General features: G+C 66.3%; 16 protein-coding genes and 1 riboswitch. Of the genes, 9 read left to right on the forward strand and 7 right to left on the reverse strand.

The features are described from left to right. Window positions 1-163 precede the first annotated feature (163 nt). Window positions 164-1,921: an L-aspartate oxidase gene (locus EB835_RS16205; protein ID WP_135810495.1), complete on the reverse strand. Its 1,758-nt coding sequence runs from the start codon at window positions 1,919-1,921 to the stop codon at window positions 164-166. 106 nt (window positions 1,922-2,027) lie between these two features. Here EB835_RS16205 and EB835_RS16210 point away from each other — a divergent pair, with 106 nt between their 5' ends. Further along, window positions 2,028-2,981 carry a LysR family transcriptional regulator gene (locus tag EB835_RS16210; protein ID WP_135810496.1) on the forward strand — a complete coding sequence of 318 codons (954 nt, stop codon included), beginning with the start codon at window positions 2,028-2,030 and terminating at the stop codon, window positions 2,979-2,981. Between the two features lie 9 nt (window positions 2,982-2,990). Here the strand turns inward: EB835_RS16210 and EB835_RS16215 are convergent, their stop codons facing one another. Further along, window positions 2,991-3,977 carry an LLM class flavin-dependent oxidoreductase gene (locus EB835_RS16215; RefSeq protein ID WP_135810497.1) on the reverse strand — a complete coding sequence of 329 codons (987 nt, stop codon included), beginning with the start codon at window positions 3,975-3,977 and terminating at the stop codon, window positions 2,991-2,993. A gap of 181 nt (window positions 3,978-4,158) precedes the next feature. Beyond that, window positions 4,159-5,112, reverse strand: coding sequence for an ABC transporter substrate-binding protein (locus EB835_RS16220; protein WP_168216764.1), 954 nt, complete (start codon window positions 5,110-5,112; stop codon window positions 4,159-4,161). A gap of 532 nt (window positions 5,113-5,644) precedes the next feature. On the opposite strand from EB835_RS16220, the gene EB835_RS16225 reads away from it, so the two are divergent. Then, window positions 5,645-6,793: a PQQ-dependent sugar dehydrogenase gene (locus EB835_RS16225; RefSeq protein ID WP_135810499.1), complete on the forward strand. Its 1,149-nt coding sequence runs from the start codon at window positions 5,645-5,647 to the stop codon at window positions 6,791-6,793. Between the two features lie 313 nt (window positions 6,794-7,106). Here EB835_RS16225 and EB835_RS16230 read toward each other — a convergent pair whose 3' ends face one another. Together EB835_RS16230 and EB835_RS16235 are read right to left on the reverse strand one after the other, a co-directional pair. Next, window positions 7,107-7,754 (reverse strand): copper resistance CopC family protein, encoded by a 648-nt coding sequence (locus tag EB835_RS16230; RefSeq protein WP_240688798.1) that lies wholly within the window; start codon window positions 7,752-7,754, stop codon window positions 7,107-7,109. Window positions 7,755-7,819: 65 nt separating this feature from the next. After that, window positions 7,820-8,398 carry a low molecular weight protein-tyrosine-phosphatase gene (locus tag EB835_RS16235; protein ID WP_135810500.1) on the reverse strand — a complete coding sequence of 193 codons (579 nt, stop codon included), beginning with the start codon at window positions 8,396-8,398 and terminating at the stop codon, window positions 7,820-7,822. 76 nt (window positions 8,399-8,474) lie between these two features. Here EB835_RS16235 and EB835_RS16240 point away from each other — a divergent pair, with 76 nt between their 5' ends. Then, window positions 8,475-10,445: a M13 family metallopeptidase gene (locus EB835_RS16240; protein ID WP_135810501.1), complete on the forward strand. Its 1,971-nt coding sequence runs from the start codon at window positions 8,475-8,477 to the stop codon at window positions 10,443-10,445. 98 nt (window positions 10,446-10,543) lie between these two features. On the opposite strand, the gene EB835_RS16245 is transcribed toward EB835_RS16240, so the two are convergent. Then, window positions 10,544-12,190: a DUF1684 domain-containing protein gene (locus EB835_RS16245; protein ID WP_240688799.1), complete on the reverse strand. Its 1,647-nt coding sequence runs from the start codon at window positions 12,188-12,190 to the stop codon at window positions 10,544-10,546. A gap of 135 nt (window positions 12,191-12,325) precedes the next feature. Between EB835_RS16245 and EB835_RS16255 the strand changes: the two genes are divergently transcribed. The 6 genes from EB835_RS16255 (at window position 12,326) to EB835_RS16280 (ending at window position 20,109) form a co-directional block, all read left to right on the forward strand. Continuing rightward, on the forward strand, window positions 12,326-13,630 hold the full coding sequence (locus EB835_RS16255; RefSeq protein ID WP_135810502.1) for a M18 family aminopeptidase: 1,305 nt from the start codon (window positions 12,326-12,328) through the stop codon (window positions 13,628-13,630). Between the two features lie 208 nt (window positions 13,631-13,838). Further along, a riboswitch (TPP riboswitch) is annotated at window positions 13,839-13,947 on the forward strand. Next, window positions 13,944-15,842 carry a phosphomethylpyrimidine synthase ThiC gene (gene thiC, locus EB835_RS16260; RefSeq protein WP_276606006.1) on the forward strand — a complete coding sequence of 633 codons (1,899 nt, stop codon included), beginning with the start codon at window positions 13,944-13,946 and terminating at the stop codon, window positions 15,840-15,842. Its footprint overlaps the riboswitch before it by 4 nt. 212 nt (window positions 15,843-16,054) lie before the next feature. Then, on the forward strand, window positions 16,055-16,762 hold the full coding sequence (locus EB835_RS16265) for a TetR/AcrR family transcriptional regulator (RefSeq protein WP_135810503.1): 708 nt from the start codon (window positions 16,055-16,057) through the stop codon (window positions 16,760-16,762). After that, on the forward strand, window positions 16,759-17,172 hold the full coding sequence (locus tag EB835_RS16270; protein WP_135810504.1) for a thioesterase family protein: 414 nt from the start codon (window positions 16,759-16,761) through the stop codon (window positions 17,170-17,172). Before EB835_RS16265 ends, EB835_RS16270 begins: the two co-directional genes overlap by 4 nt. 47 nt (window positions 17,173-17,219) lie before the next feature. Beyond that, on the forward strand, window positions 17,220-17,999 hold the full coding sequence (locus EB835_RS16275; protein WP_135810505.1) for an amidohydrolase family protein: 780 nt from the start codon (window positions 17,220-17,222) through the stop codon (window positions 17,997-17,999). Between the two features lie 346 nt (window positions 18,000-18,345). Continuing rightward, the gene (locus EB835_RS16280) at window positions 18,346-20,109 is read left to right on the forward strand and encodes an ABC-ATPase domain-containing protein (protein WP_135810506.1); all 1,764 of its coding nucleotides are present in this window, start codon (window positions 18,346-18,348) and stop codon (window positions 20,107-20,109) included. A 103-nt stretch (window positions 20,110-20,212) separates the two neighbouring features. Here the strand turns inward: EB835_RS16280 and EB835_RS20685 are convergent, their stop codons facing one another. Next, window positions 20,213-22,672, reverse strand: coding sequence for a thioredoxin domain-containing protein (locus tag EB835_RS20685; protein WP_240688800.1), 2,460 nt, complete (start codon window positions 22,670-22,672; stop codon window positions 20,213-20,215). Between the last annotated feature and the right edge of the window lie 25 nt (window positions 22,673-22,697).

Consider the following 22,697-nt stretch of genomic DNA (forward strand, 5'->3'; position numbering starts at 1 on the left):
ACCCGACGAAGAAGTCGAAGAAGGAAATCCGACGCAAGCTCAAATGGTATCTAGCGCGTCGGGTCTACAAGATCCTCAACGCGCTAGATACCGTTCCTCAACCTGCTTGACAAGACATAGAAGGATCAAGGTTGCAGAGCCGCCGTCGGGTAGCAAATTGGAATTATTCGACGAGTTTGCCCTCCTGGCTGATCTCGCCGGTGCGCATGAGCGCCGCGACGTCCTCCGAGACGTCCGGGATCGATTCGCGCTTGACCCCGGTCGTCGGCGACCACACGAGGTTGACCTGCAGCGCCGGGTCCTGCTCGGGGTAGTCGCTGCGGTTGTGGCAGCCACGGGTCTCGCGACGCTCCAACGCGCATTCGATGGTCGCACGCGCGGCGAGCACCGAGGACTTGAGGTCGAAGGCGTGCGCGAGGTCGGAGAATCCGGCGATGTCGGGATGGATTCCGACGAGTTCGAGTCGCGCCTCGATCGCCGCGAGCTTCTCCAACCCCGCTATCAGTCCGGCCTCGTCGCGGACGACTCCGGCGTGTTCGGTCATGAGGTTGCGGACCTCGCGCTGCAGCGCGCGGACGTTCTCCGTGCCTTCGGAGTCCAGCAGATCGGCGATCTCGGCCCGCGCCTCGGCGACGGCGTCCTTCGACCGCACCTGCGCCTCCAGATCATCCGAGTACGCAACCGCCGACTGGCCGACGATGCGACCGAAGACGAGGAGCTCGATGAGCGAATTCCCGCCCAACCGGTTCGCTCCGTGCAGCCCGGACGAGGCCTCGCCGATGGCCCACAGCCCCTCGACGTCGGTGCTGTGGTCGACCGGGTCGACCCACACTCCGCCCATCGAGTAGTGCGCGGTCGGGGCGATCTCGATCGGCGAGCGCGTGATGTCGAGCATCTGCGTCTCCATGAGCGTGGCGAACACACGCGGCAATCGGCTCATGATCGTCTCGCGGGGCAGGTGGGACACGTCGAGCCAGACGCCGCCGTTCTCGGTGCCGCGGCCCTCGGCGATCTCGGTGTAGGCGGCCAGTGCCACGCGGTCGCGGGTGGACAGTTCCATGCGCTGCGGGTCATAGCGTTCCATGAACCGCTCCCCCAGACCGTTGCGCAGGATGCCGCCCTCGCCGCGGGCCGCCTCGGAGACCAGGGTGCCGGCGGCGTTTTCGGGTTCGATGATGCCCGAGGGGTGGAACTGGACGAGCTCGGCGTCGCGCAGCCGGGCACCGGCATCGACGGCCAGGCGGAAGGAGTCGCCTGTGTTCTCATCCCGACGCGAGGAGGTCCGTCGCCAGATCCGGTTGTGTCCGCCGGCGGCGAGGATGACGGCGTCGGCGTAAATGCGGTAGCCGGTGCCGTCGATGACGTCGAAGCCGTAGGCACCGAAGATGCGACCGTCGGCCACAAGCAGCTTCGTGATGTAGACGCGGTCGAGGATGGGGATGTTCAGGGCTTCGGCACGATGAATGAGGGTGCGCTGGATCTCGAGCCCGGTGTAGTCACCGGCGAAAGCGGTGCGACGCCAGGTGTGGGCGCCGAAGAAGCGCTGTGAGATCCGACCGTCGTCCTCCTTCGCGAAGTCCATTCCATATCGCTCCAGGTCGGCGATGCCTTCGGCTGCTCCCTGGGTGACGATCTCGACGGTGCGGGGGTTGGCGAGGTCATAGGATTCCTTGATCGTGTCGGCCGCGTGCTGGGCCCACGTGTCCTCGGGGTCGACGGTGGCCAGGGCCGCGTTGATGCCGCCGGCCGCCAGCGAAGTGTGCGCGTCCTCCTTCGGCCGTTTGCCCACGGCGAGGACGTCGGCGCCGGCTTCGGCGACTTCGATCGCGGCGCGCAGCCCCGATCCGCCGGTTCCGATGACCAGCACCGAGGTGGAGATTGAGTGTTCCCTGCGACGGGCAGTGCCCTGTGTGGTGTTCATGATTTCCACGTTAGGAGCACCTTGTCCATACGTCCAATGCATTGTTTGACTAGGGTCAATAGCGATAGACTATCGACATGGATGACCGACCAGATCGGGGGCAGTCATGAACCTTGAACAGCTGAAAAGCTTCGCCGAGGTGGCCGCCACCGGCCATTTCACGAAGGCCGCCGCTTCGCTTCACCTGGCGCAGCCGTCGCTGTCCCGACAGATCTCGACTCTGGAGAAAGAACTCGGGGCCGAGCTCTTCCACCGTGCACACGGCCACATCACGCTCACGGACGCTGGAAAGACCCTGCTGCCGACGGCGAAACGGATGCTCGCCGACGCCGAGGCGGTCCGCCGTGACATGGACGAGCTCGCCGGACTGCGCCGCGGACGGGTCCGGCTGGGCGCGACTCCGACGCTGTGCGTGAGTCTGGTGGCCGAGGCGATCAGCCGGTTCCACACCGCCCATCCCGGCGTCGAGCTCGAGCTGATGGAGAAGGGCTCACGCGAACTCATCGAAGCCCTGGCCGGCGGCGAGCTCGACCTCGCGCTCATCACCCGCACCTTCGAACTCGCCCCGCAGATGCCGCGGCTGAGCCTGCGCAGCGTGCTCGCCGAGGATCTCGTGGTCATCGCCGCCGCCGACAGCGACCTGCTGACGTCCGCCCGACAGGAGCGCGAACAGATCACCCTCGCCGAGGTGGCCGACCTTCCCCAGGTCCTGTTCCATCACGGATACGACCTGCGGGAGGCGACCTCGGCGGCGTTCGAATCGGCCGGCCTGACACCGAAAGTCGTCGTCGAAGGTGCGGAGATGGATGCAGTGCTGCGTTTCGTCGAACGCGGACTGGGGGTCGCGATCGTCCCGGCCATGGTGCTCGTCGACCGCCCTCTGCTGACGTCGGTGCCCCTGATCGATCCGCGGCTGCCGCGCACGGTCAGCCTTGCTGAGCGCGCGGACGTGCGGGCGACCAGGGCTGCCTCGGCGATGGAATCGACGATCCTCGACACCGCGCGCACGCTGACCACCGAAGAACCTGGCCTGGCCGCGCACGTACGGCTGGTGGGGTGAGCCCGAGCCTCAGAACCAGGCGTCGGCGAGCAGCCGCAGGGACTGGCGCTGCACCTCGGGGTCAAAGGCGTAGGTGACGGTGATGAGTTCGTCGGCGCCGGTGCGCTGGACGAATTCGGCCATCTGCGCAGTCGCCGTGTCCGGGGAGCCGACGGCGCTGACCTGCAGCATCGGGCTGGTCCCGCCCTGCGCGGCGATCTCGGCCGGGTCGACCGGGGCCTGCAGACTGCGGCGACGGCCGGTGCGCATGTCATTGAACATCTGCTGGACCGAGGTGAACTGACGGGCCGCCTCGGCGTCGGTGTCGGCGACCATGACGTTGATCCCGGCCATGACATAGGGCTCGTCGATCTGCGCGGTCGGGGCGTCGGTGGTGAACGAATCACGGTACGTCTTGATCGCGATGTCGATCTGGTCGGGTGCGAAATGCGAGGCCAGTGAGAACGGCAGGCCGAGCTGACCGGCGATCGAGGCGCCGTTCATCGTCGATCCGAGCACCCAGATGGGTACGTCCATCCCTGCCGAGACCGCGGACTTGATCGGCGTGGTGTGCGCCTGCCCGGTATCGGAGAACCATCCCTGCATGTCGTAGATGTTCTGCGCGAAATCCTGCGGTTCGGCCGAGGAGCGGGCGAGCGCCTGCGCAGTCATTCCGTCGGTGCCGGGCGCACGGCCCAACCCTAAGTCGATGCGGTCGCCATGGATGTTCGCCAGCGTTCCGTACTGCTCGGCGACCATGAGCGGGGCGTGGTTGGGCAGCATGACACCGCCGGATCCGACCCGGATCTTCTCCGTCACCGAGGCGGCCTGCGAGATGAGCAGGGCCGTGGCGCTGGCGGCCAGGCCCATTGTGTTGTGGTGCTCGGCGAACCACAGTCGCTTGAATCCGAGTTCGTCGGCCAGCGTCGCCGAGGTCATCGATTCGGCGATCGCCTCGCGTGCGGTGGATCCTTCGCGGATGGAGACGAGGTCGAGGATATTCAGCGGTACGGACACGGTGCGGGGCCTTTCGATCGGTGGGTGCCGGACGCGCTCAGCAGAGGATGCGTCCGTTGAGGTCAACAGTCCACCGGGACGGTTCTATTCCTCCGGCGCCGGCAATCGCGCGACCTCGGCCGCGACCGCTCACTTCTGACCTCGGCCGCGACCGCTCACTTCTGACCTCGGCCGCGACCGCTCACTTCTTGAGGATGTCCTCGATGCCGCTCTGGGTGTTCAGCCATTCGAGGCTGGCCGGGCTCGCCGCGTTGATCGCCGCAGCGAAGTTCTCGTCGATGAACATCGCCGAGTCGTTCTGCACCGCCGGCAGATCCTTGTACGCCGGATTGTCTTCGATGAGCTTCTTTCCGTCGTCATCGAGAGGCCAGATGAAGAGATAGTCGGCGTCGAGCTCGTTCATCTTCTCTGTGGACAGGGCGACGTTGTTGACCTCGTCGGCTGTCTGGTGTTTGCCGGGTTTGAGGCCGTAGAGCTCGAGCGGCTTCGCATTGCCGAAGAAGATCTCGCCCTTCTGCGGGGAGATCAGCTGATACGTTTTGCCCGTGACTCCGAGCTCGTCACCGGTGGATTCGAGGTCACGTTTCGTCTTTTCGATGAGTTCGTCGACCTCCTTGTCTTTTCCGAGCGCCGTGCCGACGGCCTTGGCCGTGTCGTCCCAATCGGGGTTGGCCGCGTCGGAATCCGGCGTGACGACGGGCGCGACGGCTGAGAGCTGCTTGTACACCGATTCGTCCGTGACGTTCCACGGTGCGGCCAGAATGACGTCGGGTTCGAGCTCGGCGACGTTCTCGACGTTGACTTCGAACGATTGCCCGTCGACCAGGGAGTCATCGGCAACATCGCCGAGGAGGTCCTGCTCCCAGGGATAGAGGCCGTCCGATCCTGTGGCCACCATCCCGGCCACTGCGACCGGTTTGCGGCCCAGCGCCGCGGCAGTGTCCGCAGCGGCGCCGTTGATCGCCACGATGCGCTTCACGTCCTTCGGAACCTCGACCTCGCCCTGGCCAGTCGGCACGGTGATCGTTTCCGACTCACCTGACTCATCGGCGGAGGAGCTGCCTCCGCCGCATCCGCCGAGTGCCAAGGACCCTGCGGCAAGCACGGATACGAACACACCGACTGACTTCTTCATCAATTTCTCCTTCGCATGCACTTTCGAAAGTCTCTGTGGGCCTGCCGTAGGGAATCGTCTGGGCGCTCTCACCGCGTGCATGCACGAGCTGGGGCACTGTCAGCGCCTCGGTGGCGCGCTCATCGTCGACGCCGAGACCACATTCGAGCAACTCTAAGGTCAGGCTAACCTAAAAATAGCCGACCGGTCTGCGTCCGGCAAGCGGATGTCTCTCGTCGAGCAACGCGGCAACTGCGAGACGCCCGACCGGCATCTCACCTCCGGCGGGCCTCTTCAGCCAGTCCCTCCAAGGAAATCAGCCATTCTCTCCACAACAGCGGGAGGATAGGCTGGACTGTACTGGCCCTCATGCACAGGAGGAACCGTGGAATCCACGGCGCACCCGCAGCGACTCGCTCAGTCCTTTCCGACGTCTGTCTGGCATCGCCTGCGGCCCGATCAGTTTCGCCTGAGATCCTGCCGGACCCTTCTGCGGCAGTTCCGAGCCCCCAGACTGCAGAGTCAGTGGCGTCTCACTGGAATCGCCTTCACCGTGGTCGCCCTGCTCACCGCCTGCTCTTCGGGCGCCGGCGAAACCGACGACCGGGACGGGACCGCCTCGGCGGGGGCCGAATCCGAGTCCTCAGGCGCACAGTCCGGGTCGGATTCCGCAGCGGGAGCGCCGGATGCCGACTCGCCCGAGGTCGTCGCCACCGGACTCGAGGCTCCGTGGTCAGTCGCCTTCACCGGCGACACGCCCCTGGTCAGCGAACGCGATTCCGGACGCATCCTCGAAATCGGCGATGACGGGCAGGCGCGGGAGATCGGCCGCATCGACGAAGTCTCTGGATCCGGCGAGGCCGGGCTCCACGGACTCGCCGTCGACGATGACCGTCTCTACGCCTTCTTTGCAGCGGGGACGGAGAATCGGATCGTGCGGTTCGACCTCCTCGGCGAGGCCGGAGATCTGTCGCTGGGTGAGGAAGAGACGATCCTCGACGGCCTGCCCACCGCGAACTTCCACAACGGCGGACGTCTGGCTCTCGGCCCTGACCGCATGCTCTATGCCACGCTCGGCGACACGGGCGATCGCGACAGTGCGCAGGATGAGAAGGCGCTGTCGGGAAAGATTCTGCGCATGACTCCCGACGGTCAGGTACCTGACGATAACCCGTTCGGCGATTCGCTCGTCTTCAGCATGGGCCACCGGAACCCGCAGGGCATCGGATGGGATGACGAGGGCACGATGTATGCCTCGGAGTTCGGGCAGGACACGTGGGATGAGCTCAACGTCATCGAAGCCGGAGGCAACTACGGCTGGCCCGAGGTCGAAGGCATCGCCGAGGATGCTGGCGCGGGTGGAGATGCCGGCCGCGCGGGTGGAGATGCCGGCGGCGCGGGCGGAGATGCCGGCGGCGATTTCATCGATCCGGTGCAGCAGTGGTCCCCCGCCGAGGCGAGCCCGAGCGGACTGGCCGTCACCGACGACAACATCCTCATCGCCGGTCTGCGTGGCGAGCGCCTGCACCAGGTGCCCCTTGATGACCTCTCGACTTCCACCGAGCTGTGGTCCGGCGAACATGGGCGGCTGCGCGATGTGGTCCAGGCGCCCGACGGTTCGCTGCTCGTACTCACGAACAACACCGACGGCCGCGGAGAGCCCGGCCCGGACGACGACCGGCTCCTGCGCTTCACACCCTGACGGCGTCGGCACCAGCTGCCAGCCGCCTGGCCGCCCGGTCGTCTGGCCGCCTGGCCGTCTGGGGGCCTAGCCGCCTCGCCCGAGCCTCGCCGCCCGGCGGTCTTGCCCGAGCCTAGCCGCCTCGCCGCCTCGCCCGAGCTTCGTTCAAGCGTGAGCCCGGTTATCGATAGGAACACCGGCCGATAACCGGGCTCGCGCTTGAACGACGAACCAGACGCTTCACAGAAGACACCGAGGCCCCGAACGCGCATTGCGTTCGAGGCCTCGTAAAAGGTGATGCGCCGACAGAACCCGCCCCGCCGACGGAATCCGCTCAGTTGTCCTTGGTGCCGGGCAGGCCCTGGGACTTGCGGCGCATGAGCAGGACGACGATGACGATGATGGCCAGGCCACCCACGGACAGCAGCACGATCATCGGCGTCGACATTCCGGAATCGCTGCCGGTGGACTCACCGATCTCGCCGCGGTCTTCGGTGTCCTTGCCCGGCTCGTCGACGACTCCGCCGCCGAGTCCGGCCTTCGTCGACTCTTCGGATGATTCCTTGACGTCACCGCCGGCACCCTCAGCGTCCTTGATCGCGAATGAGTAGTCGCCGGAGATCGGGTGGCCGTCCTGGGAGACCACGCGCCAGGTGACCTTGTAGTCGCCGGGCTTGAGGTCATCGGGCAGGGCAACGCTGAGCTTCTTGCCCTCGACGGTCAGCTCGCCTGCAGAGACGTCCTTGCCGTCGACGACGACCGTGACCTCGGAGCCGACTTCCTGGATCTCGCCGGAGAAGGTCATCTCGAGCCATTCGGGCTGCTGATCGAGTTCGGCACCGTCCTCGGGATTCGACGACACCAGCTGATCATGCGCACTGGCGGCGGGAGCGAAAGCGAACACGCTCATCGCAGCCACCAGCAGGGCGGCGAAGCCCAGCCTGAGAGCGGACCAGTTCTGTCGTGTCATGAGTCGAGCCATGAGAGTTTCTCCTTCGAGGCGTACCTGCGATTTCGGTCGTATCAGCAAGCTTGTGCCTACTAGTATCACTGAGTTTTCGCGGCCAGCGCGCGCAGATGATCCGTGATTCCCGGCACGGACACTTCAATTGTCTCAAGAGTTTCTTCGAAATCCTTGAATTCCCCGTACCAAGGATCCTCGACGTCCGGGGCCGGGATTTCGTCACCACTCGCCGAGGCGGCCCTCCCCTCGTCCGCGCCCACCGCAGTTCCCTCGGCTCCCGCACCCTGCCGGTCGCAGCCCACCCGCGGATCGAGCTCGCGCAGCATCCGCAGCTCCGGGGCCGCCTCGGCGGGAAGATCAGCGATCATCCGCTGCAGGGCACGGTAATGGCGGGCGGTCATCGCCACGGCGAGGTCGCGTCCTGTTAACCATTCGGGCGTGATCTGCCGGGCGACGTGGTCGTCGGTGCGGTAGCCCGCGGCGGCGAGCACGCGTGCCTGACGTGGGTCGATGGGGTTGCCGGCCTCCTCGTCGCTGATTCCGGCGGAGTCGATGACCGCCTCGGTGCCGGTTTCGGCAAGGTGATGTTCAAGCACGCGCTCGGCGGTGACGGACCGGCAGATGTTACCGGTGCACACGAAAACGACGGATGCCATACTCATTCGTTCCTCCTCGTTCCACGACAGGCGGGCGGGCGACGACGATCGTCGACGGCACTGATCACGATACTGTTGGGCCATGACTTCTGAAACCTCACTGACCTCGATCAGGCCTCAGGACGACCTGTACCAGCACATCAACGGCGAGTGGATCGACTCGTTCACGATCCCCGACGACCGGGCCGGCGACGGAACGATGCGTGAGCTCTTCGACAGCGCCGAGACCAAGGTCCGCGACATCATCACCTCCGTGACCGACACCCCGCAGGAGCCGGGATCCGAGGGGCAGAAGGTCGCCGACCTGTTCACCTCGTTCATGGACGTCGACCGCATCAACGAACTCGGCGTCGCCCCGCTGAACTCGACGTTCGCGGCCATCGATGCAGCCGAGGACAAGTCCGAACTCGCCGCTCTGTTGGCCCGACTCGAGACCGAAGGCATCGGCGGAGTGCTCGGCGGGTACGTCACCGCTGATGCCAAGGACTCCGACGTCTACGCTCTCTACCTCGTCCAGGCCGGCATCTCCCTGCCCGACGAGGACTACTACTTCAACGACGACCACGCCGAGGTGCGCGCGAAGTTCCTCGCCCACGTGCAGAAGATCGCGGCGCTGGCCGAGCTCGGTGAGAAGTCCGGGATCTCCGACGCCGAGGTGGCCGCCAAGGTGATGGCGTTCGAGACCGAACTCGCCCGCCACCACTGGGACCGGGTGGCCTGCCGCGACGCGGAGAAGACGTACAACAAGTATTCGATCTCCGAGCTGCGTGACCTCGGCCCCGAATTCGACTTCGACTCCTATTTGGGGATCCTCACCGCCGATGCGGCCGACCTGAAATACCTCGTCGTCTCGCAGCCCTCGTTCGTCACGGGCATGGCGAAGGTGTGGGCCGAGTCCGATATCGAGACCATCAAGACCTGGCTGCGCTTCGTCGTCGTCTCCGACACCGCCTCGCTGCTGAACGACGAACTCGTCGAGGAGAACTTCGACTTCAATTCCCGCACACTCTCGGGCACCCCGGCCCTGCGGGAGCGCTGGAAGCGCGGGGTCAGCCTCGTCGAGGGCTACCTCGGTGAGGCCGTGGGCAAGCTCTATGTCGCCGCCGAATTCCCGCCGTCCGCCAAGGACGCGATCGACCACCTGGTGGGGATGCTCATCAAGGCCTATGACAAGTCGATCCGCGAACTCGACTGGATGAGCGAGGAGACGAAGGAACGGGCGCTGGTCAAGCTCTCGAAGTTCACCCCGAAGGTCGGCTATCCGGAGGTGTGGCGGGAGTACCCGGCCGCGATCGACGCCTCCGATCTGGTGGGGAATGTGCGCCGCTGCTCCCAGGCCGAGCATGTGCGGCAGGTGAAGCGGATCGGCGGACCCATCGACCGCACGGAATGGCTGATGACCCCGCAGACCGTCAACGCCTACTACCACCCGGTGATGAACGAAATCGTCTTCCCGGCAGCGATCCTCCAGCCGCCGTTCTTCGACGCCGAGGGTGATGTGGCTGCGAACTTCGGAGCGATCGGCGCGGTCATCGGCCACGAGATCGGGCACGGCTTCGATGACCAGGGATCCCGCTATGACGGGGACGGCAACCTCGTCGATTGGTGGACCTCGGACGATCGCGAACGATTCGAGGAGCGCACGAACGCACTCATCGCCCAGTACGAGGAGCTTGTCCCCGCCGGGCTCGAGCCGAACCAGCACGTCAACGGGGCGCTGACGGTCGGTGAGAACATCGGCGACCTCGGTGGTCTGTCGATCGGGTGGAAGGCCCTCGAACTCGAACTCGGTGAACGGGCCGGCACCCCGGGCGTGCCGGTGGCGCCGAGCCCGGAGCAGGCGAAGGCGTTCTTCGAGGCCTGGGCGAAGGCGTGGCGGTCGAAGATGCGCACCGAGGAGCGTGTGCGTCGCCTGTCGATCGACCCGCATTCGCCGGAGGAGTTCCGCTGCAACCAGGTCGTGAAGAACATGACCGCTTTCCACGACACCTACGGCGTAGAAGAGACCGACGGCATGTACCTGGCCCCGGAATCGAGAGTCACCATCTGGTAACACCCCTCCAATTTGCTACCTGACGGCGGCTGTGCAACCTTGCGCGAGGTTGCAGAGCCGCCGTCAGGTAGTTCTGGGGCGGGGTCAGTGGGACAGGGTCAGCGGTGGTGGCGGATGAGGGCGACCGTGCGGTAGTCGAACTCCTGCCAGCTCGTGATCGAACCGCCGGATTCCATCGCCGCCTGGAAGTCCTCGACCTCGGTGCGATCGGATTCGAGCGGAATGTCGAAGGGCATCTCCACGTAGATCAGGCCGCTGGCATCGGTGTGGACGATGTCGAAGCCGGCCTGCTTCGGGTCGAGCTCGTTGTTCATCACGATGAGCAGACGATCTTCGGGGGCCGAGTATTCGGTCTCGATGCCATCGACGTAGCCCTGCTGCGAACGCAGCTCCCGCTGGGCCTGGATGACGAATGCCGAGTACGCGCCGATGCCGATGACCGGAATCCGCGAGGTCAGAGCTTCGGTGGCGACGTCAATGAGCCGCGACCGGGCCTTGCGCCCCAGCGGAGACAGATCCCCGCCGGACATGGCGACCCCGTCGAAGCCGACGAGCGAGATCCGCCCGTCGTCGTGGCTGGGGTTGAGGATGGTGATGTCGAGGCCGAAACGCGAGTACCAGGGGCGGGTCACCTCGGCGCTCTCTTCGTCCCACCAGACGTAGAAGAGGAACGGCACGTTGATTCCGGCCTCCGAGTAGAAGAACGGAGGACGGCGCTCACCTGCGGTGACGTCGAATGGAACGACGTTGCCCTCGATCGGGGCCGGGCAGGTGGCGAACGATGTGAACGCGAACGGGTAGTTGACCGCGCGGTTGAAATCGACGACGAGCGACCCGTCCTGGTTCGGCACTCCGAGGTCGATGGTCCGCCACGCCGAGGTGGTGCTCGCATTCGTCGAATCGTGGAAGTCCAGCTGGAGCCCGGTCTTCGGGCATCCCGTGGCGAGCAGGCTGACTTCGCCGTGCTGGGTCTCAAAGGTGACGGTGCCCGCCGCCTGCGTCTGCAGCTGCAGGTCCTCTTGAGCGGTTTCGATCGTATAGGTCTTGAACGGGTCGAATCGGGTGAACCGGGCGAGGAAGACGAAGTCCGGGTCCGGGTCGAAGACCGGGACCTCGAAGAACTTCCCGAGCAGCGGGGACTTCGAATTGCGCACACGCACACCGAGGCGGCCGCCCCGGTCGATGAGTTCGTAGAGAACATTGCCGACGGTGAACCAGTTGAGCGATCCGCCGGCCGGCAGCTTCGCGCTGAACCCGTTCTCCTCGACGCGGACCTGAGGTCGGGCGGGCACGGCTTCGTGTCCGCCGGTTCCGGCATCCGATCCGGCATCCGCCTCGGCGGAGGAAACGGCACCGGCGGAGCCAGCCCCCACCGCGCTGCCCGCGCCGGCACCGGCCTGGTCCGTCACGGTCGGCAGAGTCGAGGTGTCACTGGGCACAGCCGGGCTGGTCGCCCGAGTCGGACCTGCTCCATTCGCCCCAGCACCGCCGAATGACTCGGCTCCACCGTTTTCGACCTTGCTCAGCAGGTCGAACGTTTCGGCCGCGGGGCCTGCTTTGATTCCGGAGTTCAGGGACACGGTGACCCACCCGTCATCGACGGTGAAGCTGCCGGGCGCATCGGTCCAGGTCGATTCGGCGTCGAGCCAGTGCAGCCCGACGACGCTGAGCCAGCCGAACGGTTTCGCCAGTGCCGAGTTCCGTGAGTCGCGCCAGGTGTTCCACTCCGTCACGAACTGGTTCACGTCGAACACTCCTTGCCGTCGCTGGTGCGGTCGCAGGGTCGCTGCCCCCGCCTGACTCTCAGACCCGGTGGCAACCCGGCATCTGAGACCTGATCTTCTTCCCCTCCAAACTACCGCAAACGATAGGCTGGGGAAATGAATGGATCACTCCCGAGACCGGACGCGGCCGCGACGACAGCGGCCGACCTCGGCGACTTCGTCAGCGCATCCCCCAGCTCGTACCATGCCGTAGCCACCGCCGCGAAACGCCTCGACGAGGCCGGGTTCTCCCGCCTCGAGGAGTCCGTTCCCTGGGCGCTGACCCCTGGGACCGGCCACTATGTCATCCGGGACGGCGCGCTCATCGCATGGATGAATCCCACCGTCACCGAGGCGGCTCCCCGGTTCCGTGTGTTCGGTTCCCACACCGATTCCCCGGCATTCAAACTCAAGCCCGGCGGCGAGTACACCGCGGAGGGCACCCGTCAGGTCGGAGTGGAGGTCTACGGCGGTCCGCTGCTGAACTCGTGGCTCGATCGTGAGCTCGCCTTCGCCGGTCGCCTCAGCCTCGCCGACGGTCGCCTCGTGCTCGCGCGCACCGGGCCGATCGCCCGCATCCCGCAGCTCGCGATCCACCTCGACCGCCAGGTCAACGAGGGACTGTCCCTGGACAAGCAGCGTCATACCGCTCCCGTCATCGGCCTGGCCGATCTCGCTGAGGCGGACATCATCGAACTGCTCGCCGCATCTGCCGGAGTCGATGCCGAGACCGTCGTCGGCCACGATGTCTACACCATCCCCACCCAGGAGCCGGCCCTCTTCGGCGCCGCCGAGGAGTTCTTCGCCTCGCCGAGGTTGGACAACCTGCTGTCCGTCCACGCCGGTGTCACCGCCTTGACCGAACTCGATGCCGATGCGCTCGATGACATCCCGCTCTTCGCCGCTTTCGATCACGAGGAGATCGGCTCGAATTCGCGTTCGGGTGCGTGCGGTCCGTTCCTCGCCGACGTCACCGAACGCATCGTCGCCTCCTTGCTGCCGGAGTCGACGCGCAGCGATTATCTCGCGTCGATGGCCACCTCGGTGTGCGTGTCCTCCGATGCCGGGCACGCGGCCCATCCGAACTATCCGGAACGCCATGATCCGCATGTGCGGCCCCACCTCGGTGGCGGACCCCTGCTCAAGCTCAACGCTCAACAGCGCTATGCCACGGATGCGGTGGGCACGGCAGTGTGGTCACGGGCCTGCGCGGCGGCCGGGATCGAGTACCAGGATTTCGTGTCGAACAATGCGATGCCGTGCGGGTCGACGATCGGTCCGCTGACGGCCACCCGTCTGGGCATGACCACCGTCGATGTGGGACCGGCGCTGTACTCGATGCACTCGGCCCGCGAGATGGTCGCGGTCGCCGATGTCGTCGCCCTCGGAGCGGCTGCGAAGGCATTCCTCCAGGGAGCCTGAGCGCGCGTCATCGAGTCAACCGTTCGACAGAGCACACTCAGGCACACTTCCACAGCACGCCTGCCGCCGGCACCGTCGTTCAAGCGTGAGCTCATCTATCGAACGGCATACCGCACGATAGATGCGCTGCGCCTTGAACGAGCGCCCCGAGACACATCGGCAGCACTTCGACCGGTTTGTTGTCGCGGCCTGCCACGTGATACGAATTGCACGACCCCACGGGAGCCCTCTGCAAGGGCTGAGATCGGACTGGATCGTCCGAGACCGTAGAACCTGATCCGGTTGATACCGGCGTAGGAAGAGAGGACTGCAGATGGCTGCATTCATCCCTGAAACATCTGTCCCTGCCACAGCTTCGCACAAAGCATCTGGCCCGCAGGCAGACCCCACCACGCACGAAGCGTCCGAACCGACCGTCACCCCACTGACGTCCGATCGCAGCACTGCGGAGTCCGAGACCGACGACTTCACGCTCGAACAGTACTCGACACATTCGCCGGCATGGATCGAAGACGATGAGCAGGGCATCCGCGTGCCGGTCACCCGCATCGATCTCGACGACACCGACGGCCGGGCCAACGATCCCGTCCACGTCTACCGCACCGTCGGTCCTGGCAGCGTCCCCGAGGAGGGGCTGCCTGCCCTGCGGTTCCCGTGGATCGATACCCGCGTCGACACCGAGACCTACGACGCACGCGGTCACCTCATCGCCGATGACGGCCGTGCGGCCGTGCGCCGCGGAGCTCCCTCACAGCAGTGGCAGGGCCGCAAACCGGTCCCGCGCCGGGCCAAGCCGGGACGCACGGTCACCCAGATGCACTACGCCCGGCAGGGCATCATCACCCCCGAGATGCGCTTCGTCGCCCTGCGTGAGCAGTGCGATGTCGAGCTCGTCCGGTCAGAACTCGCCGCCGGCCGTGCGATCATTCCCGCCAACATCAACCACCCCGAGTCCGAACCGATGATCATCGGCAAGGCGTTCCTCGTGAAGATCAACGCGAACATCGGCAATTCCGCGGTCTCCAGCTCCATCGCCGAGGAGGTTCGCAAGTTGCGGTGGGCCGCGAAGTGGGGTGCCGACACTCTTATGGACCTGTCGACGGGCAATGACATCCACACCACCCGCGAATGGATCATCCGCAACTCTCCGATCCCCATCGGCACGGTGCCGATCTACCAGGCACTCGAAAAGGTCGACGGTGATGCCAATGCGCTGACCTGGGAGATCTATCGGGATACCGTCATCGAGCAGTGCGAGCAGGGTGTGGACTATATGACTGTCCATGCCGGGGTGCTGCTGCGCTACGTTCCACTCACGGCCGACCGAGTCACTGGGATGGTCTCCCGCGGAGGCTCCATCATGGCCGGCTGGTGTCTGGCCCACCACAAGGAGAACTTCCTCTACACCCACTTCGATGAACTCTGCGAGATCTTCGCCCGCTATGACGTCGCGTTCTCCCTCGGCGACGGGCTGCGCCCGGGATCGATCGCCGACGCCAACGATGCCGCTCAGTTCGCCGAACTCGACACCCTCGCCGAGCTCACGGAGCGGGCCTGGGCCCATGACGTCCAGGTGATGGTCGAGGGCCCGGGACACATTCCGCTCCACCTCGTGCAGGAGAACGTCGAGCGCCAACAGGAGCTGTGCCACGGTGCTCCCTTCTACACCCTGGGTCCGTTGGTCACGGACATCGCTCCCGGCTATGACCACATCACCTCGGCGATCGGGGCGACCGAGATCGCGCGCTACGGCACGGCGATGCTCTGCTACGTCACCCCGAAGGAGCATCTCGGTCTGCCCGACCGCGACGACGTCAAGACCGGAGTGATCACCTACAAGATCGCCGCGCACGCCGCGGACCTCGCGAAGGGCCACCCCGGTGCGACGGCACGCGACGACGCTCTGTCGAAGGCCCGTTTCGAGTTCCGGTGGCGGGATCAGTTCGCGCTCGGTCTCGACCCGGAGACTGCCGAGGCCTTCCACGACGAGACGCTGCCGGCAGAGCCTGCGAAGACCGCCCACTTCTGCTCGATGTGCGGGCCGAAGTTCTGCTCGATGCGCATCTCCCAGGACATCCGCGACACCTACGGCAGCGCCGAGGCACAGGCGGCGCTGGCGGGAATGCAGGAGAAGAGCCGTGAGTTCATCGCCTCCGGCGGCGAGGTGTACCTCCCGCAGCCGACGGTGGGCCCGCCCGCCGACTACGAATAGGACCGCTCACCCGGAGTCGACTCCGTCGTTCAAGGGCCGGCGCGAATATCGAGTCGCGCACCTCGCGAAATGTGCGCTCACACTTGAACGACGCTCATGATCCCCTCGTTCAAGGCGCAGAGCGGATGTCGAAAGGTGCACTCTTCGGTATCCGCGCTGCGCCTTGAACGAACCGCTTGTCCACGGTGTTTACAGACCTGTAAGTTAATTCCATGGACCTGTCCCGATCGGGCGAACGCATCCTTGCGACCGCCACCGCCCTCTTCTACGCCGAGGGCGTCAACGCCATCGGAGTCGACCGGATCGTCGCAGAGGCCGGAGTGTCCAAGCCGACGCTCTACGCGCAGTTCGGCTCGAAGGCGGGGCTCATCGCCGAGGTGCTGCGACGCAGGCGGGAGACACGTGAGTCCGCCATAGCCGAGGCTCTCGCATCGTCGGCCAGCTCCCCCGACAGTCATGTGCTCGCTCTGTTCGACTGGTTCATCGAGGGCCACGCCAAACCGGGCTTCCGCGGCTGCCCCTTCACCATCGCAGCCGCCGAACTGCCCGACCCTGACCACCCGGCCCGCGCCGAGATCGCCAGATACAAGACCTGGCTCCAGACGACCTTGGCCGACCTCGCCGCAGCCGACGGCCTCGGCGAGCCTCAGCGATGGGGGTCGGCGCTCATGTTCCTCGTCGACGGAGCGAACGCCCGCGTCATCACCACCGGCGAGAGCACAGCGATGAGCGAGGCCCGCCAGGTCGCGGCAACGATGATCGACGCAGCCCGACAGAGCGCCGCCGCTGCCACTTCGACCACTGCCGACGCTCCAGCCACGGCTCCCGCCACACACTCGCCGTCCACCTCACCTGCCGCTTCACCAGCCATAACGCCCGCCAGAACATCGCCAGCCGCAACAGCCAAGGAGACTCGATGACCGAAGCCCTCGCCGCCGGACTCACTCACCGCATGGAATACACCGTCCCGCCGGAGAGGACTGTGCCGCACATCCTCCCCGAGGCACCCGGATTCGCCGAGATGCCCGACGTTCTTGCCACCGGATACATGGTCGCCATCATCGAGTGGGCGTGCGTCGAATCGATCAAGGACCACCTCGGCGAAGATGACCTCACCCTGGGCACCCACGTCGACCTCAGCCACCAGGCACCCACGGTTCCAGGGTCGACGGTGACGATCGATGTCACCGTCACCCACGCCGAGGGCCGCAGCCTCGAATTCGCCGTCGAAGCCCGCGACGAACATGCCGTCATCAGCGTCGGCACGCACAAACGAGGGGTCGTCAGCCGCACGCGCTTCGACGAGCGCATCGCCGCGCAGAGTCGTTGATTCCCAGCTGCCCAGAACTTGCACACTCCGACAGAAAGCACCCGCTGATGGCCACGCCCGCACACCCGCGCATCTTCGATTCGCACCTGCACATCATCGATCCGAGCCACCCGCTCATCGAGAACAACGGCTTCATGCCCGATCCCTTCACGGTCGCCGACTACCAGGCCCGCATCGACGGCCTCGGCATCGCCGGCGGCGCCGTGGTCTCGGGATCGTTCCAGGGATTCGACCAGGGCTACCTCGTCGAGGCCCTGCAGGTGCTCGGCCCCAGCTATGTCGGTGTGACCCAGCTGCCGCCGGAGACCAGTGACGGCGTCATCAGATCCCTCGACGAGGCCGGGGTCAAGGCGCTTCGCTTCAACGTCGCCCGAGGCGGGTCCGCCACGCTTGACGACCTCGATCGTTTCGCCCGTCGGGTCCATGATCTCGTCGGCTGGCATTCGGAGCTCTACATCGATGCGCGCACGATCGATGAGGACCTCGCCCCGAAGATCGCGGCGCTGCCGGCGGTGAGCATCGATCACCTCGGCATGCATGCCGACGGGCTGCTCAACCTCCTGCCGCTCGTCGAACAGGGGGTCAAGGTCAAGGCCACCGGTTTCGGACGAGTGGAACTCGACCCCGCGGAGGTGGTCCGTCGCATCGTCGACACCGACCCGAATGCGCTCATGGTCGGCACCGACCTGCCCTCGACGAGGGCGCGGCGACCCTTCGCCGACACCGACTTCGACACAATCCGCGAGGTCCTCAGCCCTGAAGAGGCCGAGTCCGTGTTCTGGGGCAATGCCGCGTCGTTCTACCTCGGCGAAGACGCTTCGGCCTGAGCAGAGGCCATCTGCCTGGGCAGAGGACCACCGCCTGAGCAGAGGACCCCAGCCCGAGCGGAGGACTCCGCCTGAGCAGAGGGCCCCACCTGAGCGGAGGGCCCCGCCATCTGTTCAGGCGGAGGACCCCAGCCTCTCGTTCAAGCCGAAGCGCACTTTCCGCGCCGTCGAACGACTCCTGTCGCCCGTTCAAGGCGGCGCGCACTCTTCGAAAGGTGCACGGGCCGACATCTGCGTTACACCTTGAACGAGCATCGGACACCGGTCACGGGACACCGGGCCCGAGCACCGTGTCTTTGTCAGAGCGCATGGGATCCGTCGGTATCCATCCCGTAGCATGACTGGGATGAGTTACCAACGATCGAATCTCGCGGACACCCTGCACGGACTCGACGGCCGCAGCTACGGCAACCTCAAACAGATCCGTGGCCGCTATGACTTCGGACCGGTCACACTGTTTGTCGACCGCGTTCAGGCCGACCCCTTCGCCTCACCGTCGAAGGTCCGGGTCCGGGTCGACCGCGCTGAAGCGAAGCTCCCACTGGACCTCACCACTGAGCGTGCCGACCGCATCGCTGCCGCCGACTATCTGCTCCGCGCCGGAAACCAAGTGCTCTCGAAGCTCAATCAGCGTGCACTCATCCTCGGCCACCCCGGGCAGGAGGTCCTCGAGAGGACGAACATCCTCATCGACGATGCCGGATTCGAAGCACGACTGCTGGTCAATCTGCCTGCCCGCGGCCGCCGCATCCTCGGTCACCAGGCAGCAGACATCCTCACTCGCGATCTGCCCGAATTCGCCGAACGGCTCTTCCTCTTCGACCGCTGGTCTGACACGAATAGCCCGTCTGCCCACAGGCTCGCCGACCACGTCCAGCTGCACCGGGATCAGCTGGAGCTGCGCAGCCACCTCAGCGAGGCAGGGCTCATCGGCTTTGTCGGAAACGGTGCGATTCTCCCGCGAACGTCCGGGGATTCGGACCTGCCGATGAAATCCTCGGAAGCGGTTGCCTTCATCTCCCCTCCCGAGCTTGAGCACACGATCAATCTCTCAAGCGGGCGCAGCGTCACCGGCATGGGCATACCCCGCGGTGTCACCGTCATCGTCGGCGGCGGATACCACGGCAAATCGACGATTCTGCGCGCTCTCGAACGCGGCGTCTACCCGCATATCGCCGGCGACGGGCGCGAATGGGTCATCAGCGACCCGACTGCCACCTCCATTCGAGCCGAGGACGGGCGTGCCGTCACCGGCGACGACATCTCGGCGTTCATCAACAACCTACCCTCGGGCACTGACACGAGATTCTTCTCGACGACGAACGCGAGCGGGTCGACCTCACAGGCGGCCAACCTCGTCGAAGCGATCGAGGCCGGGGCACACACTCTGCTCATCGACGAGGACACTTCGGCGACGAACTTCATGATCCGCGACGAGCGCATGCGTACGCTCATCCCCGCCGAGAGGGAACCGATCACCCCGTTCGTCGACCGCGTGCGCCCGCTGCTGACCAGGCGGGGTGTCTCCACAGTGCTCGTCGCCGGTGGTTCGAGTGCGTTCTTCGAGGTCGCCGATCACGTCATCGCCCTCGATGCCTATGTGCCGCACGAAGTCACCGAACGGGCACATGAACTCGTCGGTGTCACCGCAGAGGAACTCAGCCGGGCAGGTAATCTTCCGACCAGCACCGATGACAGCACCGACGCCGGCAGCCCCACCCCGGATCCGGACACTTCCAGTTTCGCCACTCCGCCGCGCATCCCGACGGCACAGGCGCTGCGCCCGGCATCGAAGACCAAGACTGCTCGCGCGAAGGGGGCCGACCGGATCCAATTCGGCCGCGACTTCATCGACCTCATCGCCGTCGCCCAACTCGTCGATGCGCAGCAAGCCTCGGGAGTCGCCGAGGCCCTCGAATACCTTGCGGAGATCTACGACGGACGCACCTCGCTGACCGGGGCCTTAGCGGAGGTCGAAGACATGCTCGATGCTCAGGGCCTCGACGGGATCACGGGGCATCGCGATCACCCGGGGCATCTGACCCGCCCGCGACGGCAGGAGATCGCCGCCGCGCTCAATCGCTACCGGGGATTGAGTCTCGAACGCTGAGCCGAGCCTCGAACGCTGAGCTCGGCCCCTCCCCTATTCGTCTCGGCCGAGCGCGAACGGGTCCTGCCCGCCAGGCCTGACCCGACCGACCGTCCCCTCAGACCTACCTGCCCAACAGTGCGAGGAGCTCCGCGGACGTTCCCACCGGCAGTGAGCACGAGGTCCCCCGGCACACGATCGCCGTCCCAGCGGGGACCTCGACCTCCCGGCCGTCCGGTCCCGGCACCCCCGTCGAGGTGGTGAGCAGAGTAGGCGACGGATGCTTGGCGGCGATGTCCCGCAGCGCACCTTCGGCGGTGGCGACTCGCACGGGCGAAAGGGCCCGCTCGGCCTGCCACAGAGCATGGCCGCACCCGCGCGGAGCCTGCCCGGCGAGAGCCCGATAGACCCCGAGCAGCCGATCCCGGACCTCCAACAGCCGCCCGGTATCCAGCGCGGCACTCGCGCTGGATCGGTCCGAGGCACCGGATTCCGAATCACCGGATGTCGCCGCTTCGACGCCGAGCTCGGCGAGCAGCAGCACCGCCTCGGCGGCCGCCGACCGTCCCGACGGCACGGTGTTGTCGACGGGGTCCGCGGACTTCACGGCGATGATCCCGTCACCGAGAGAATCGACCGCCTCGAGGACCCCGTCGCCCTCGGAGGTGAAGAGGTTCAGCATCGTCGCACCATATTCGACCAGATCCTCCACCCTCACCGAGGCGGCCCCGCCCGACAGCTGCCGAACGGTGATCCCAGCGGTGATGAACTGCGCCCAATCGGCGAGCCCGCCACTCCCGGGCCCGGCCACGCCGTCGGTGAAGCTGCGCCGCACGTTCAGTTCGGCACCGTCGAACCTCTCGTGCATCGCCGACCAGAACCGCACCGCGGCCGTCCCCCACTCCGCGGCTCCGGCATCACCCGCGGTTGCAGCAGCCTCATTCGCGCCCTCGGCCGCCGTGGCATACCCACTCGCTTCACTGGAGTCCTCAGCTTCGGCGCCCATGTACAGGGCCGCCTCGGCGAGGGCGGTGACGCCTAAGGAATTCCACTCGGTGATGATCTTCTCATCACGGGCCGGCTGCGAACGCCTACCCCGCACGGAGTTAAGCACCTCACGCTGGGCCCGGGTGGCCTCGATGTCCCACGGCGCGGGATGGTCGGCGTCGAAGGGCACGTCCTCCATGCCGAGCCAGTCGATGATGCGCACGGCCGCGACCACCTGTCCGGACAGCTCGCCCCCGGCCGGTGAATCAACGAGCCCGAGCAGGCCCGCCTGCCCGGCTGGCGCGAACTCCTCGGGGGTGAAGACATAGGCCGCGCCTTCTTCGGAGACCCCCGAAGAGTTGAGCGAATCCGCATCAAGTGCAGCGATGAAGCCGTCATCGGTCGACAGGTCGCTGATCAGGAAGTTCGCGGTGTCGACGATCTCGCGTTCGGCGAGCGCGAGCCATTTCGACCCCGGGTCGAGGGCCCGTTCGACCTTCGCCCAGGCGATCACCGCGCGCAGGTAGAGAGCGTTGTCATAGAGCATCTTCTCGAAGTGCGGCACGAACCACTGCCGGTCGACGCTGTAGCGGGCGATTCCGCCGCGGATCTGGTCGCGCATGCCGCCCGAGGCGATCCTCGCGAGCGTGCTGCGCACGGCGATGAGGCAGTCGAGGACGAGTTCGCCGCTCAGGTGTCCGTCGGCGCCGAGCCAGCCGAGCCTGCCCTCGGCCCGGACCCGATCCACCGGGTGCTCGTCGGTCGATTCCTCCTTCGCCGAGGCGGTCCCACCGGTTCCCGAGCTCGCCGCGGCGGCGCTGTCGGATCCCTCCCTCGCCGAGGCGGTCCCGCCGGTTCCCGAACTCGCCGAGGCGGCGCTGTCCGCCCCGCCCCTCGCCGAGGCGGTCCCGCCCAAGCGCACGAATGCGGCCAACAGCTGGAGGACGTTCATCATCGGCGGGAACTTCGGCGCACCGCCGAATCCGCCCCACGCCGGATCGTAGGAGTCGAGCAGGGCCGCGGCGGCGGAGTCGAGCTCGTCGGGGCTCAGGGACTCGGCGGCTGCCTCGGCCGGCAAGGCACTCGTCACGGCATCGGCCATCTCGGCCAGTCCGCGGTCCATGCGCTTGGTCATCTGGTCGACCTCGTCGCGGCGGTCCGTCCATGTCTGGGAGACGGCCCCAAGCACCTGGGTGAAGGCCGGCAGATTTCCGCGCGGGGCCGGAGGGAAATAGGTGCCGGCGTAGAAGGGGCTGCCGGCAGGCGTCGCGAAGATCGTCATCGGCCAGCCGCCCTGCCCCGTCATCGCCTGCAGCGCATTCATGTAATAGGCATCGATGTCCGGCAGCTCCTCGCGGTCGATCTTGATCGGCACGAACCGTTCGTTCATCAGTCCCGCGATCGCCTCGTCTTCGAACGATTCGTGTGCCATGACATGGCACCAGTGGCAGGTGGAGTAGCCGATCGAAATGAGGAGGGGGACGTCACGGCGGGCCGCCTCGGCGAGGGATTCCTGGCTCCACATCCGCCAGTCGACGGGATTGTCCGCGTGGGCGCGCAGGTATGGGCTGGTCGAGGACGCGAGTTCGTTGGCCATGGTCCCAGCGTCTCACTTCACCCGT

Origin of the sequence: Brevibacterium sp. S22, from assembly GCF_004745485.1 — a bacterium.
GTDB lineage: Bacteria > Actinomycetota > Actinomycetes > Actinomycetales > Brevibacteriaceae > Brevibacterium.

Coding starts and splice junctions, on each gene's coding strand:
- EB835_RS16220 (WP_168216764.1), bottom strand. CDS start 5,112: ATGAAGAAGTCAGTCGGTGTGTTCGTATCCGTGCTTGCCGCAGGGTCC.
- EB835_RS16240 (WP_135810501.1), top strand. CDS start 8,475: ATGACTTCTGAAACCTCACTGACCTCGATCAGGCCTCAGGACGACCTG.
- thiC (WP_276606006.1), top strand. CDS start 13,944: ATGGCTGCATTCATCCCTGAAACATCTGTCCCTGCCACAGCTTCGCAC.
- EB835_RS20685 (WP_240688800.1), bottom strand. CDS start 22,672: ATGGCCAACGAACTCGCGTCCTCGACCAGCCCATACCTGCGCGCCCAC.
- EB835_RS16210 (WP_135810496.1), top strand. CDS start 2,028: ATGAACCTTGAACAGCTGAAAAGCTTCGCCGAGGTGGCCGCCACCGGC.
- EB835_RS16275 (WP_135810505.1), top strand. CDS start 17,220: ATGGCCACGCCCGCACACCCGCGCATCTTCGATTCGCACCTGCACATC.
- EB835_RS16230 (WP_240688798.1), bottom strand. CDS start 7,754: ATGGCTCGACTCATGACACGACAGAACTGGTCCGCTCTCAGGCTGGGC.
- EB835_RS16205 (WP_135810495.1), bottom strand. CDS start 1,921: ATGAACACCACACAGGGCACTGCCCGTCGCAGGGAACACTCAATCTCC.
- EB835_RS16255 (WP_135810502.1), top strand. CDS start 12,326: ATGAATGGATCACTCCCGAGACCGGACGCGGCCGCGACGACAGCGGCC.
- EB835_RS16280 (WP_135810506.1), top strand. CDS start 18,346: ATGAGTTACCAACGATCGAATCTCGCGGACACCCTGCACGGACTCGAC.
- EB835_RS16270 (WP_135810504.1), top strand. CDS start 16,759: ATGACCGAAGCCCTCGCCGCCGGACTCACTCACCGCATGGAATACACC.
- EB835_RS16235 (WP_135810500.1), bottom strand. CDS start 8,398: ATGAGTATGGCATCCGTCGTTTTCGTGTGCACCGGTAACATCTGCCGG.
- EB835_RS16265 (WP_135810503.1), top strand. CDS start 16,055: ATGGACCTGTCCCGATCGGGCGAACGCATCCTTGCGACCGCCACCGCC.